Raw genomic sequence first — 14,646 nt, 5'->3', positions numbered from 1 at the left:
GGCTGGCGAGCGGCGTCTCAAACGTCGCCGGCGAGTACCTGGGCGATGTGCAAAACCCGGGTGCTGACATCGCCGGTGCGGCGCAAACGCCCTTCGATGTTCAGTATGCAGCCGAGGTCGCCGAGCACCACGGCACCCGCTCCGCTCGCCTGCACGTTGATGCATTTTTCGTCCACGATGGCCGTGGAGATCGCCCCATACTTGAGCGCAAAGGTGCCGCCAAAACCGCAGCAATGCTCGCAGTCCTTCATCTCCTGCACAGCCACGCCGCGCTGCGCGAGCAACACGCGCGGCTGTGCCTTCACGCCCAGTTCACGCAGACCAGAGCACGAGTCGTGGTAGGTCACCGGCCCGCGGAATTCGCCTTCGGGCAGCGTGACTTTCGCAACGTTCATGAGGAAATCCGTCAATTCGTAGACGCGTTCGCGCAGCTTGCCGTAGCGCGCCATCAACTCGGGGTCATCGCGAAAGAGATCGCCGTAATGCGCGCGAATCATCCCGCCACAGGAGCCCGACGGAATCACCACATAGTCGTACTGCTCGAATTCGCGCAGCGTCTTTTCCGCGAGGTCGCGCGCGAGCGGCCGCTCGCCCGAGTTGTAGGCCGGTTGCCCGCAGCAGGTCTGCGCGGGCGGGACGTCCACCTCATAGCCTGCTTCCTCGAGCAACTTGAGCGCCGAAAAGCCGATTTCGGGACGCATGGTGTCGACAAGACAGGTGACGAACAAACCGACTCGCATGGGAACTCCTGGTGAAAACCGTCCCCGATTATCCGACGTTTCGCCGCTGCCACCAACGCCGGAGTGCTCCAGGATCGATGACCCGGCAGGCCTGGCACAGGCGTGAATGCGGCCGCCGCAGCGGAACACCATCCCGCCAACCGCTGTCTTTTTTCACAATACGAGATACAATGCTCGCTGCCGTGCCGAGTTTCTTATACTCGCCATACGAATCCGCCCCTGGAATTTGCCCCCCATGACCGACACCAATCCGGATCCGAAGACCTCGATTCAGGTGATCGAGCGCATGATGCGCCTCCTCGACGCGCTCGCCGCACACACCGACCCGGTCAGCCTGAAGGATCTTGCGCAACGCACCGAACTGCATCCGTCCACCGCGCACCGCATTCTCAACGACATGGTGAGCTGCCGGCTCGTCGACCGCTCGGACCCTGGCACGTACCGGCTGGGCATGCGACTGCTGGAGCTGGGCAATCTCGTGAAGGCGCGCCTCTCGGTACGCGACGCCGCGCTCACGCCCATGCGCGAACTGCACCGTCTCACTGGCCAGACCGTGAACCTCTCGGTGCGCCAGGGCGACGAGATTGTCTATATCGAGCGAGCTTATTCCGAACGTTCAGGCATGCAGGTGGTACGGGCGATTGGCGGCCGCGCGCCGCTGCACCTCACTTCGGTTGGCAAACTCTTCCTTGCCGCCGACGAAGCCAATCGCGTTCGCGCTTACGCCACGCGCACGGGCCTTTCGGGTCACACCCGCAACAGCATCACCGACCTCGGCCGCCTGGAGCGCGAACTCGCTCACGTGCGCCAGCAATCTTGCGCACGCGACAACGAGGAACTGGAACTGGGTGTGCGCTGCATCGCAGCGGGCATTTACGACGATACCGGCAAGCTCGTTGCCGGGCTGTCGCTTTCGGCGCCTGCGGACCGCCTTCAGGACTCGTGGCTTGGGCAACTGAGCAAGACGGCGCTCCTGATTTCCGAATCGCTCGGTTACCACCCGGAGCCGGCGGAAGGCAGCGTGCAGACCGCAGCCTGAGCGACCAGATCGCCTCGAGCACGAACCCGTTTCGCGCAATCGCATCGAAGCTCCCCCGAAGCGCCGGCACATCCGGCGCTTCTCTTTTTCCCGCTTTTCAATCGAAGAACTCAGCCCAAACGACAACGCCCCGCGATTGCGGGGCGCTTGTACTGGTGCAACGGAAAGCGGCGCAGCGGCGCTGATCAGGTACCCGCGCCTCCCGCATCCGCACTCGTGATGTGCGGCTGCTGGTCAGCGCCGCCGTTGTCGATCCACGTGCGCACGCGGGTCGCGTCTGCGAAACGCGAATACTTGCCGCTCGAATCGAGCAACACCATGATGACCGGACGGCCATGGACCGTCGTTTGCATCACGAGGCACTCGCCCGCTTCGTTGATGAAGCCGGTCTTCTGCAGGCCGATGTCCCACGACGGATTGCGGATGAGCGCGTTCGTGCTGTTGTAGGCAAGATTGCGCTTGCCCGTGTACACGTCATAGCTGCGGTCGGTCGAGAACTGGCGAATGAGCGGATACTGGTAAGCCGCGTTCACCATCTTCACGAGATCGCGCGCGGTCGAAACATTGTGGCTCGACAGCCCGGTGGAATTCTCGAAGTGCGTGTCGGTCATGCCGAGTTGCTTCGCCTTCGCATTCATGGCGGCGATGAACGCCGGCCGCCCGCCCGGGTAGTAGCGCGAAAGCGCCGCCGCAGCGCGGTTTTCCGACGCCATCAGCGCGATATGCAGCATGTCTTCGCGCGAAAGCACCGAACCCACCGAGAGGCGCGAGCCGGTGTTCTTCTCGTAATCGCGGTCTTCGTCCGTGACTTCAATCGACTCGGTAAGCGACGCCTTCGAGTCGAGCACGACCATCGCGGTCATGAGCTTGGTGATCGAGGCGATCGGCACCACGGCATGCGAATTCTTGTCGAAGAGCGGTTCCAGCGAGTTCTGGTCCACCACGTAGGCAACGCCCGAGCGCAGCATCAGCGAATCGGGCGTTTCATGGAGACCGAACGCCTGGCCCACCGTCGGCTGACGCGGCTCGAACGCCACGCGGCGCACCGCCGAGTGATGGCGGCCGTTCATGGTGTAGCTGACGCGGCGCTTCTTTACTGCCGGACGCGCATCGCTCTCCTGCGCTGCGGCAACGCTGGGTGCGGCCGTTTTTTTGGCGACCTTCGCGCTGCTTGTGCTCTTCTTGCTTGTCTTGCTAGTTTTCTTTGCCTTGGCCGTCGAGGCCGCAGCGGTGTTCTGCGACGCAGCAAAAGCGCCCTCGGGCACTATGAGCGTTGCACTGATGACCACGGAGACAGCCACCGACAGCGCGGTACTGACAACCGATGAAGGCACCAGCTTGAACGACAGGAGCTTGTCGGATTTCATTGGTGTTCTGGATGGAGCGGCGGGATCGTTCGCCAAGTGTAGTAAAACCACGAAAAATTCGCAAATTGAAGCACTTATGGCTACTCGTTAAACCGAAGTCTGACTTTTGATTGAGATGACCAATGTACTTCGAGCACTCAATGGAGAAAGACAATCGCCCGGGCAGCCACACCCTGCTGCGCCTGGCGCCGACAACGTCTTCTGTTGCCTACATTGACGGCACGCGCTATGCAAACTTTATGTGGGAGTAATACCGAGGACGACTCTCTAACGCCGATGTCGCCGAATCGCGCGACGCGCGTTCGACAGCAATGGATCTTTAACGTTCCATGAAGGAGTTTGGTGGACGCGTGAGGCGCAATCCCGCATCGACCTTCGATGAATCATGCGGCGCACGCCATTTCCGATGCACACCGTCATCCTGAATCTTGCCAGATTGAGCGCACATATGCTTGACATTGTCGGGCAAAGCCTCGCCGCAGCCAGTTAGCGGACGCTATGCCGCAATTCGTCAAACTTGACAAATACGCCTCATGCCGCACGCATAAGTAGTTGTTTAACAAAAGTTTAATGTAATTGTGCGTCGCACCAAAAGTTCTTGACATTCATCTCCGGCGACCTAAAATCGAGATCAATGCTGCGACGCACCAAAGCGCCGTGCAGATTCCCCAAGAGTCTTGCCACTTACTTCAGGCGGCCCACGAACGAGGCCGCCAAACATCCAGGAGCGTAACCATGAGTCTGCTGACCCCTGAGCAATTCGCCGCTGCCCAGAAAGCCAACCTCGAAACGCTGTTCGGCCTCACCGGCAAGGCATTCGAAGGCGTGGAAAAGCTCGTCGAATTGAACCTTCAGGCTGTTCGCTCGAACCTCGCGGAATCCCAGGAACACGCCCAGCGCGCGCTGTCGGCAAAAGATGCGCAAGAGTTCTTCGCCGTGCAGTCGAGCTTCGCTCAGCCGCTCGCCGAAAAGCTGCTCTCGTACGGCCGTCACGTGTACGAAATCGCTTCGGCCACGCAAGCCGAGTTCGCGAAGGTTGCTGAAGCGCACTACGAAGAACAGAACCGCAAGGTCCAGTCGCTCGTCGACAATGTCGCCAAAAACGCACCGGCCGGTTCGGAAACCGCGGTTGCCGTGATCAAGTCGGCGATCAACGCTGCGAACACGACCTACGAAACGGTCCACAAGGCCACCAAGCAAGCGGTCGAAATGGCCGAAAGCAACTTCAACGCCGCCTCCGCAGCAGCCAGCAAGGCAGCCGCACAAGCTTCGCGCTCGGCTGCCGCCGCTGCGCCCAAGAAGCCGGCCTGAGTGTTACGCATCGGCCTGGGCGCGCTGCAGGTCGTATAAGCCGCGCCCAGTGCCGGACCCGGCGCTCCGGTCCGGCATGCCGCTTGCCCGGTCGCTGGAAGGCCGGGAATTTTTTTGGCTCCTGCGTTTTTGGCTCCAGCGCCTCTCGCAGCCGGACACAGTCGTTATGGCGAGCCAATAAAAACGGCGCACTCCTCGCGGAGTGCGCCGTTTTTTCATGCTCGCGGCAAACTTACTTCTTCTTTTGCGGCGGTAGGTCCGTACAGACGCCTTCATACAGTTCGGCGGCCATGCCCACCGACTCGCCCAGCGTCGGGTGCGGGTGGATGGTCTTGCCGATGTCGGTCGCATCCGCGCCCATTTCCACCGCGAGGCAGACCTCGCTGATGAGGTCGCCCGCGTTCAGGCCGACGATACCGCCACCGATCACGCGATGCGTCTCTTCGTCGAAGATCAGCTTGGTGAAGCCCTCGTCGCGGCCGTTGGCGATCGCGCGGCCCGAAGCGGCCCACGGGAACACTGCCTTGCCGTACTTGATGCCTTCGGCCTTGCACTGCTCTTCCGTCTTGCCGGCCCAAGCCACTTCCGGATCGGTGTAGGCCACCGACGGAATCTGCATGGCGTCGAAGTATGCCTTCTCGCCGTGCGCCGCTTCCGCTGCCACGTGGCCTTCATGCACGGCCTTGTGCGCGAGCATCGGCTGACCGACGATGTCGCCGATCGCGAAGATGTGCGGCACGTTGGTGCGCTGCTGCTTGTCGACCTCGATGAAGCCGCGATCCGTCACGGCAATGCCGGCCTTGTCCGCGCCGATCTTCTTGCCGTTGGGCGAGCGGCCCACGGCGACCAGCACGAGGTCGTAGCGCTGCGGCTCGGCGGGCGCCTTCTCACCCTCGAAGGTGACGTAGATGCCATCGTCCTTCGCCTCGGCGCCCGTCGTCTTGGTCTTGAGCATGACATTCGCGAAGCGCTTCGCGTTGTACTTCTCCCAGACCTTCACGAGATCGCGGTCGGCACCGGCCATCAGGCCGTCGAGCATTTCGACGACGTCGATCTGCGCGCCGAGCGTCGAGTAGACGGTCGCCATTTCGAGGCCGATGATGCCGCCGCCGATCACCAGCATCTTCTGCGGGATCTGGCGCAGCTCGAGCGCGCCGGTCGAATCGACCACGCGTGGATCTTCGGGAATGAAAGGCAGCTTGACGGCTTGCGAGCCCGCGGCAATGATCGCCTGCTTGAACTTGACGATTTTCTTGCCGCTCTCGCCCGCCACTTCCATGTGGTACGGATCGAGGAAGGTGCCCACGCCGGTCACGACTTCGACCTTGCGTGCCTTCGCCATGCCGGCGAGACCACCCGTGAGCTTCTTGACGACGCCCGACTTGAAGTCGCGCAGGCGGTCGAGGTCGATCTGCGGCTTGCCGAACGAGATGCCGTGCGATTCGAGCGCAGCGGCTTCGTCGATCACGAGCGCCGTGTGCAGCAGCGCCTTCGACGGGATGCAGCCCACGTTCAGGCACACGCCGCCAAGCGTCGAATAACGCTCGACCAGCACGGTCTTCATGCCGAGGTCGGCCGAACGGAACGCTGCCGAATAGCCGCCGGGGCCGGCGCCGAGCACGAGCATGTCGCATTCGACATCGGCACTGCCGCCAAAGCTGCCGGCTTGCGGCGCGGCGGTTTTCGAAACTTCGGCAGCCTTCGGGGCCTCGGCAGCCCTAGCCGCTTCGGCCTTCGGTGCGGCAGCCGGCGCAGGCGCGGCAGCAGCAGCCGACACTTCGACCAGTGCGATCACGGTGCCTTGCGACGCCTTGTCGCCAGCCTTGATCTTCACTTCCTTTACGGTGCCCGCGACGTCGCTGGGCACTTCCATCGTGGCCTTGTCCGACTCGAGCGAGAGCAGCGTCTGCTCCTTCTCGATCACATCGCCGGCCTTGATGTTGACTTCGATGACGTCGATGTCCTTGAAGTCGCCGATATCCGGCACTTTCACTTCGACGAGACTCATGGTGTCCCCTATTGGAACGACCGGCCGCGCTCGCCGTGCCGCGCACGCGCATGGACACTGCGCGTGCGACGTGGCGGCGTCAGCCGGTCAATGAAGCGGTTTTACAGAATCACGCGGCGGAAGTCGCCGAGGATCGCGCCAAGGTACGCATTGAAGCGCGCGGCAGCTGCGCCGTCGATCACGCGGTGATCGTACGAGAGCGACAACGGCAGCGTGAGGCGCGGCACGAACTGCTTGCCGTCCCACACCGGCTTCATCGCGCTCTTCGACAGACCGAGGATCGCCACTTCCGGTGCGTTGATGATCGGCGTGAAGTGCGTGCCACCGATGCCGCCGAGCGACGAGATCGAGAAGCAGCCGCCTTGCATCTGGTCCGGCTTGAGCTTGCCTTCGCGCGCGAGCTTCGAGAGCTCGGCCATTTCCTTGGCGATGTCGACGAGGCCCTTCTTGTCCGCGTCGCGGATCACCGGGACGACGAGGCCGTTCGGCGTGTCGGCGGCAAAACCGATGTGGTAGTACTGCTTGAAGACGAGGTTGTCGCCGTCGAGGCTCGCGTTGAATGTCGGGAACTTCTTGAGCGCGGCGACGCAGGCCTTGATGACGAACGCGAGCATCGTGAACTTAACGCCCGCCTTCTCGTTTTCCTTGTTCAGCTGCACGCGCAACGCTTCGAGGTCGGTGATGTCCGCTTCGTCGTTGTTCGTGACGTGCGGGATCATGACCCAGTTGCGGTGCAGGTTCGCGCCCGAGATCTTCTTGATGCGCGACAGCGGCTGCGTGTCGATCGGGCCGAACTTCGTGAAGTCGACCTTCGGCCACGGCAGCAGGTTCAGGCCAGCGCCGCCGCCGGCAGGTGCTGCCGCGGCAGCAGGCGCCGCGAGCGCACCCGTCATCACGCCCTTCACGAACGCGGTGACGTCGTCCTGGGTGATGCGGCCCTTCGGACCCGTGCCCGTGACACGTGCAACGTCCACGCCCAGATCACGTGCGAACTTGCGCACCGACGGCGATGCGTGGCTCGGACGGCGCGAACCGCCTTCGCCTGCCGGGATGATCGGCGCCTGCGCGAGCGCCGACGGCGCTGCAGGAGCGGCCTTGGCCGGCACGGCCTGGGGCGCGTCCGACGGCACTTCGACCGGTTTCGCAGCCGGTGCGGCGGCGGGAGCCGCTGCGCCTTCAGCTTCCACCACGACGATTTCCGTGCCTTCCGACACGTTGTCGCCGACCTTGACCAGAATCGACTTGACGACGCCGGACACCGGGCTCGGCACGTCCATGGTCGCCTTGTCCGACTCGAGCGTGACGAGCGACTGCTCCTTCTCGACGCGGTCGCCGACCTTCACGCCGATCTCGATGACCGGCACATCCTTGTAGTCGCCGATGTCGGGGACCTTGACGCTTTGCGCGCCGCCGCTCGCAGCGGGCGCGGCTGCCTGCGCAGCGGGTGCAGCAGGGGCTGCGGGCGCAGCAGCGGGGGCAGCGGCAGGCGCTGCAGCCGCAACCGCGGCAGCGCCGTCCAGCAAGAGCACGAGCGTGCCTTCCGACACGTTGTCGCCCTGCTTGACCTTCACTTCCTTGACCGTGCCCGAAGCCGGGCTCGGCACATCCATGGTCGCCTTATCCGATTCCAGCGTGATCAGCGACTGCTCTTTTTCGACGGTATCGCCCGCCTTCACCAGCACCTCGATCACAGGAATGTCCTTGTAATCGCCGATGTCCGGCACCTTGACTTCGATCGTTTGACTCATTGTTAGTGTCTCCGGGGCCGCATACGACGCGCCTCCTCGCTTCGAGGAGACGCTCATGCCATGCACAGGGGGATGATGTGTTAGACAGTCATCGGGTTGGGTTTGGACGGGTCGAGCTTGTACTTCGCAATGGCGTCGGCGACGACCTTGCGCTCGATCTTGCCTTCGTCCGCGAGCGCGTTGAGCGCTGCGACCGTCGTCCAGTAACGATCGACTTCGAAGAAGTGACGCAGATTCTCACGCGTATCCGAGCGGCCGAAGCCGTCGGTGCCGAGCACCACGAACTTGCGCGGCACGAGGCCACGGATCTGGTCGACCAGTGCGCGCACGTAGTCGGTCGATGCGATGACCGGGCCTTCCGTGCCCTTGAGCAGCTTCTCGACGTGCGACTCGCGGCGCGGCTCGCTCGGGTGCAGCAGGTTCCAGCGCTCGACTTCGTGGCCTTCGCGAGCGAGTTCCGTGAAGCTCGGCACGCTCCAGAGGTCGGCCTCGACGCCCCAGTCGTTCTTGAGCAGGTCGGCGGCCGCGATCACTTCGTTGAAGATCGTGCCCGCGCCCATCAGTTGAACGCGCGGACCCTTGGCCTTCGCGTCGCCCTTGCGGAACGAGTACATGCCCTTGAGGATATCGGCCGCAACGTTTTCGCCCTGCGGGATCGCCGGATGCTCGTAGTTCTCGTTCATCACGGTGATGTAATAGAACACGTCTTCCTGTTCCTGGACCATACGGCGCAGGCCGTCCTGCATGATCACGGCCAGTTCGTAGCCGAACGTCGGGTCATAGGTGACGCAGTTCGGCACCGATGCCGCCCACAGGAGCGAGTGGCCGTCTTCGTGCTGCAGGCCTTCGCCGTTGAGCGTCGTGCGGCCCGCGGTGCCGCCCAGCAGGAAGCCGCGCGAACGCATGTCGCCCGCCGCCCACACCAGATCGCCAATGCGCTGGAGGCCGAACATCGAGTAGAAGATGTAGAACGGCACCATGATCTCGCCGTGCGTCGAGTACGACGTCGCGGCTGCGATCCAGTCGCACATGCCGCCGGCTTCGTTGATGCCTTCCTGGAGAATCTGGCCCGTCTGCGATTCCTTGTAGAACATCAGCTGGTCAGCATCTTCCGGCACGTACTTCTGGCCATCCTGATTCCAGATGCCGATCTGGCGGAACAGGCCTTCCATACCGAAGGTACGCGACTCGTCCGGCACGATCGGCACGACGCGCTTGCCGAGCGCCTTGTCCTTGAGCAGGATGTTGAGGATACGCACGAACGCCATGGTCGTGGAGATTTCACGGCCTTCGCCCGTGCCCTTGAGCAGCGGATCGAACGCTTCGAGCGCCGGCACCGGCAGCGATTCCGCCTTCTGGCGGCGCGCGGGCAGATAGCCGCCGAGGTCCATGCGCTTCTGGCGCATGTACTCGAGCTCCTTCGAGCCTTCCTCGAACTTGAGGTACGGCACGTCGACGAGCTGCTCGTCCGTGATCGGCAGACGGAACTGGTCGCGGAACTTCTTGAGCTGGTCCACCTGCATCTTCTTCTGCTGGTGGGTGATGTTCATGGCCTGGCCGGCTTCGCCCATGCCATAGCCCTTGATCGTCTTGGCGAGGATCAGGGTCGGCTGGCCCTTCGCGTGCTGTGCCTGGTGGAATGCCGCGTAGATCTTGTGCGGATCGTGGCCGCCACGGTTCAGGTTCCAGATGTCGTCATCGGACCAGTCGGCGACCAGCGCCTTCAGTTCAGGCGTGTTGAAGAAGTGCTCGCGCACATAGGCGCCCGACTCCGACTTGTACGTCTGGTACTCGCCGTCGACGACTTCCATCATGCGGCGCATCAGCGCGCCCGACTTGTCGCGCGCGAAGAGCGCGTCCCAGCGGCTGCCCCAGATGACCTTGATGACGTTCCAGCCGGCGCCGCGGAACTCGCTTTCGAGTTCCTGAATGATCTTGCCGTTGCCGCGCACCGGGCCGTCGAGACGCTGCAGGTTGCAGTTGATGACGAACACGAGGTTGTCCAGACGCTCGCGGCCGGCCATGCCAATCGCGCCGAGCGATTCCGGCTCGTCCGTTTCACCGTCGCCGAGGAAGGCCCAGACCTTGCGGCCGTCGGTCTTCGCAATGCCGCGCGCCTGCAGGTACTTCATGAAGCGTGCCTGGTAGATCGCCATGATCGGGCCGAGGCCCATCGAGACGGTCGGGAACTGCCAGAAGTCCGGCATCAGCCACGGGTGCGGGTACGACGAGATGCCCTGGCCGCCCACTTCCTGGCGGAAGTTGTCGAGCTGGTTCTCGGACAGGCGGCCGAGCAGGAACGCGCGCGAGTAGACGCCCGGCGACGAGTGGCCCTGCACGAAAACGAGGTCGCCGCCATGTTCCGGCGACGGAGCACGCCAGAAGTGGTTGTAGCCGACGTCGTAGAGCGTCGCGGCGGAAGCGAACGAGGCGATGTGGCCGCCCACGTTCGTGTTCTTGCCCGCGCGCAGCACCATGGCGATGGCGTTCCAGCGCGTGTACGAGCGAATGCGGTGTTCGATGTCCTGGTCGCCGGGGTTCTTGGCCTGGTTGGCAACGGGAATCGTGTTGATGTACGGCGTGTTGGCCGAGAACGGCAGATGCTCGCCATGCACGCGGGCGAATTCGATCTGCTTCTCGATCAGATAGTGAGCGCGGTCGGGTCCAATGGTGGAGATGACGCCGTCCAGCGCCTCCAGCCATTCGGCGGTTTCCTGAGGATCTTCGTCCTTTTCGGTGGCAATGTATTTCAGGACTTCGTCGGGTACAGCGGACATACTCGTCTCCTGGATGTAGGGGAACGCTGTTGATCGGACCATGCGGATGACGACCCTCGCGACGTGACAGGACCCTCCGCATCAGCATTGCGGGCGATTGTAATTACCGCATCTCGCTTCATGCAAGGAATTTTTCGAATTGCGAGATTGATTTTTATAATGTGGAAAATTGCTGCGTCGCAAGCTGAATCGTTCGTGCCCTTTCGCCGATATCCGCCAGTTCGCACCCGTTTATCGGCGAATTGCTGCTTTTTTCACGGCGTTTGGAACTCTTACGCTGAGCTACAATCCTTGCCATGTTGACCGAACGGCTTTTCGCACGCTCGGCGCGACCGCCCGGTTCGCCCGGCGAGTCATCGCCGTCCCGCTGGCACCACGGACCCTGGTGGTCGAATTCCTATTTGCTGACGCCGCTCCTGTCGATCCTCGTATTCCTGATCGTCATGAGCCTGATCTTGTGGAGCCTGAACCGCCGCGAGCAGCAACAGCAGGAAGACACGCTTTACCGCAACGTCGCCTGGGCCCAGCAGCAGATCCGCCTCTCCATGACGGGCGCGCAGGAGCAATTGCAGGCGCTCCAGCGCGACCTGGTTGCCGGCCACAACGACCCGCAGTACTTCCAGACGTCCACCACGGACATCATGCAGGGTCACCCCGAGATCCTCTATCTGAACTGGTATACGAGCCAGCAGGAGCCGCGCTGGCCCAACACGGCCATGCCGGTGTTCGGCCAGCGCCTGGCCAAGCCCAACGACGCGCAGATGGACGAGGCCGTGAAGGCCGCCTTCACCGAAGCCCGCTCGACGCGCCGCCAGGTCTACTCGCCGCTCATCTACGACGACGTGGGCAACGGCTATATCACGTTGCAGACGCCGGTTTACCGCGACCGCGAGTTCCTCGGTTCGGTGGCCGCCGTGTTCTCGGTCGAAGGGATCCTCAAGCACGACATCCCCCCTGAGCTGTCCGCCAAGTACAAGATTTCGCTCATCGACGCGAACAACCGCGAGCTCGCCACCACCTCGACGCGCCCGCGCCTGCCGCACGACGTCTACTACGACCTGCCGCTCGACCCGCCGGGCCAGGGCGTCTCCGTGCGCGTGTACTCGTATCCGCAGATGACCAACTTCACGAACAATACGCTCGTGTGGCTGGTTGCGGGACTTTCGTGCTTCGTCCTGTGGAGCCTGTGGAGTCTCTGGAAGCATACGCGCCAGCGCTTCGAAGCGCAGCAGGCGCTGTACGCGGAAGCATTCTTCCGGCGCGCGATGGAAAATTCGGTGCTGATCGGCATGCGCGTGCTCGACATGCACGGGCGGATCACGCACGTGAACCCCGCCTTTTGCCGCATGACCGGCTGGGACGAAAGCGACCTCGTGGGCAAGCATGCGCCGTTTCCCTACTGGCCGCGCGACGCCTACCCTGAAATGCAGCGCCAGCTCGACATGACGCTGCGTGGCAAGGCGCCCTCCTCGGGGTTCGAGCTGCGCGTGCGCCGCAAGGACGGCTCGCAGTTCCATGCGCGCCTCTATGTCTCGCCGCTCATCGATAGCTCGGGCCGCCAGACCGGCTGGATGTCGTCGATGACCGACATCACCGAGCCCAAGCGCGCGCGCGAGGAACTCGCCGCCGCGCACGAGCGCTTCACCACGGTGCTGGAGAGCCTCGACGCCGCCGTCTCGGTGCTCGCCGCCGACGAAGCCGAGTTGCTGTTCGCAAACCGCTACTACCGCCACCTCTTCGGCATCCGCCCGGACGGCCATCTAGAACTGGCCGGCGGCGGCGGCTTCGATTCGGCTGCAGCGTCGTCGGATTCGATCGACATGGTGGACGCCTACGCGGGCCTGCCCGCCACCGCGCTCACCGAAAGCGCCGCCGATGCCCAGGAAGTCTATGTCGAGAGCATCCAGAAGTGGTTCGAGGTGCGGCGCCAGTACATCCAGTGGGTAGACGGCCACCTCGCGCAGATGCAGATCGCGACCGACATCACCACGCGCAAGCAGGCCCAGGAACTGGCCCGCCAGCAAGACGAGAAGCTGCAGTTCACGAGCCGCCTCATGACGATGGGCGAAATGGCCTCGTCGCTCGCGCACGAGCTGAACCAGCCGCTCGCCGCCATCAACAACTATGCCTCGGGCACCGTCGCGCTCGTGAAGTCAGGGCGCGCCGCGCCCGACAACCTCTTGCCCGTGCTCGAAAAGACCGCGCAGCAGGCGGTGCGCGCGGGCATGATCATCAAGCGCATCCGCGAATTCGTGAAGCGCAGCGAGCCCAAGCGCCAGGCCACGCGCGTAGCCGACATTGTCGCCGACGCCGTGGGGCTCGCCGAAATCGAGGCGCGCAAGCGCCGCATCCGCATCGTGACCGACATGCGCTCGCGCATGCCCGTGATCTACGTCGATCCGGTGCTCATCGAGCAGGTGCTCGTCAATCTTCTGAAGAACGCCGCCGAAGCTATGGCCGAGGCGCGCCCGAATGCGGTCGATCCGGTGATCCGCGTGATCGTGAAGCGCGACGGCGGCAACGTCTGCATTAGCGTGGTCGATCAGGGCCCGGGCGTCGACGAGGCTACCGCCGAGCGTCTCTTCGAACCTTTCTACAGCACCAAGTCCGATGGCATGGGCATGGGGCTGAATATCTGCCGTTCGATCATCGAATCGCATCGCGGGCGTCTTTGGGTGGTCAACAACGTCGAAGCCGACGGCCACATCAGCGGCGCCACATTCCATTGCAGTCTGCCCATCGGCGAAACGGACCGTTCCTCGCGCGACGGATCCGACGAGCCGACTACACAAACCGTTACGGGAGAGCCATGAACAGCCCAGTCACCACTCAGGAAACCGTCTTTGTTGTCGACGACGATGAAGCCGTACGAGACTCCCTGCGCTGGCTGCTCGAAGCGAATGGCTACCGCGTGCAGTGCTTCACGAGCGCGGAAGAGTTCCTCGATGCGTACCAGCCGGCGCAGCAAGCCGGACAAATCGCCTGCCTGATTCTGGACGTGCGCATGCAGGGCATGAGCGGACTCGAGCTGCAGGAGCGCCTGATCGCCGAAAACGCCTCGTTGCCGATCATCTTCGTGACCGGCCACGGCGACGTGCCGATGGCCGTCTCCACCATGAAGAAGGGCGCGATGGACTTCATCGAGAAGCCGTTCGACGAAGCCGAACTGCGCAAGCTCGTCGAGCGCATGCTGGAGAAGGCCCGCAGCGAAAGCACCAACGTGCAGCAGCAGCGCGCTGCGGCCGAGCGGCTCGGCAAGCTCACGGCGCGCGAGCACCAGGTGCTCGAGCGCATCATCGCGGGCCGCCTGAATAAGCAGATCGCCGACGATCTGGGCATCAGCATCAAGACCGTCGAAGCGCACCGCGCGAACATCATGGAAAAGCTCAACGTGAACACGGTCGCCGACCTGCTGCGTCTCGCGCTTTCCAACAAGCCGCAACAGGCGCAGCAGCAATAAAACTGCTGCCAGAACGGCGCGACGGGGAAGGCATGATCTTGCGCGGCGCATGACGCCGCGCGGCGCCTTCCCTACCACATTCCCATCGCTTCTTCCTGTTTCGTTCGGCCCGTGTTTCGTCTGGCCGCGACAGTTCGCGCGCGCCGCGCGGGTATAATGTCGCCCTTTGCAGCCGGCGCCCCGCCTCTCCCTGCGC

General features: G+C 63.3%; 9 protein-coding genes. 4 read left to right on the top strand and 5 right to left on the bottom strand.

Annotation, left to right across the window (positions count from 1 at the left end; translation table 11 throughout):
• Window positions 1-17 precede the first annotated feature (17 nt).
• Window positions 18-740 (bottom strand): (Fe-S)-binding protein, encoded by a 723-nt coding sequence (locus P5W98_RS05940; RefSeq protein ID WP_434718478.1) that lies wholly within the window; start codon window positions 738-740, stop codon window positions 18-20.
• 235 nt (window positions 741-975) lie between these two features.
• Here P5W98_RS05940 and P5W98_RS05935 point away from each other — a divergent pair, with 235 nt between their 5' ends.
• On the top strand, window positions 976-1,779 hold the full coding sequence (locus P5W98_RS05935; RefSeq protein WP_035531082.1) for an IclR family transcriptional regulator: 804 nt from the start codon (window positions 976-978) through the stop codon (window positions 1,777-1,779).
• A 185-nt stretch (window positions 1,780-1,964) separates the two neighbouring features.
• On the opposite strand, the gene pbpG is transcribed toward P5W98_RS05935, so the two are convergent.
• Complete coding sequence (pbpG, locus tag P5W98_RS05930) at window positions 1,965-3,146, bottom strand: D-alanyl-D-alanine endopeptidase (RefSeq protein ID WP_434718477.1); 1,182 nt, start codon at window positions 3,144-3,146, stop codon at window positions 1,965-1,967.
• A 735-nt stretch (window positions 3,147-3,881) separates the two neighbouring features.
• Here pbpG and P5W98_RS05925 point away from each other — a divergent pair.
• The gene (locus P5W98_RS05925; RefSeq protein ID WP_421023701.1) at window positions 3,882-4,457 is read left to right on the top strand and encodes a phasin family protein; all 576 of its coding nucleotides are present in this window, start codon (window positions 3,882-3,884) and stop codon (window positions 4,455-4,457) included.
• 232 nt (window positions 4,458-4,689) lie between these two features.
• Here the strand turns inward: P5W98_RS05925 and lpdA are convergent, their stop codons facing one another.
• The 3 genes from lpdA to aceE form a co-directional block, all read right to left on the bottom strand.
• Window positions 4,690-6,465, bottom strand: a complete 1,776-nt coding sequence (lpdA, locus tag P5W98_RS05920; RefSeq protein ID WP_434718476.1) for a dihydrolipoyl dehydrogenase — start codon at window positions 6,463-6,465, stop codon at window positions 4,690-4,692.
• Window positions 6,466-6,566: 101 nt separating this feature from the next.
• Window positions 6,567-8,213, bottom strand: coding sequence for a dihydrolipoyllysine-residue acetyltransferase (aceF, locus tag P5W98_RS05915; protein WP_434718475.1), 1,647 nt, complete (start codon window positions 8,211-8,213; stop codon window positions 6,567-6,569).
• An 80-nt stretch (window positions 8,214-8,293) separates the two neighbouring features.
• Entirely contained in the window at window positions 8,294-10,990 is a 2,697-nt protein-coding gene (gene aceE / locus P5W98_RS05910; protein WP_421023698.1) for a pyruvate dehydrogenase (acetyl-transferring), homodimeric type, read from the bottom strand.
• Between the two features lie 296 nt (window positions 10,991-11,286).
• Here aceE and fixL point away from each other — a divergent pair, with 296 nt between their 5' ends.
• A complete protein-coding gene (fixL, locus tag P5W98_RS05905) occupies window positions 11,287-13,803 on the top strand; it encodes an oxygen sensor histidine kinase FixL (protein ID WP_434718474.1) in 2,517 nt (838 codons plus the stop codon).
• Window positions 13,800-14,450 carry an oxygen response regulator transcription factor FixJ gene (fixJ, locus tag P5W98_RS05900; protein ID WP_129561776.1) on the top strand — a complete coding sequence of 217 codons (651 nt, stop codon included), beginning with the start codon at window positions 13,800-13,802 and terminating at the stop codon, window positions 14,448-14,450. The genes fixL and fixJ overlap by 4 nt, the downstream gene beginning before the upstream one ends.
• Window positions 14,451-14,646: the final 196 nt, after the last annotated feature.

Source organism: Paraburkholderia sp. A1BS-2L, from assembly GCF_051125205.1.
Taxonomy (GTDB): Bacteria; Pseudomonadota; Gammaproteobacteria; order Burkholderiales; family Burkholderiaceae; genus Paraburkholderia.
Note: the sequence above shows the minus strand (reverse complement) of the source record. Positions and strands in the feature narration are given on the sequence as shown.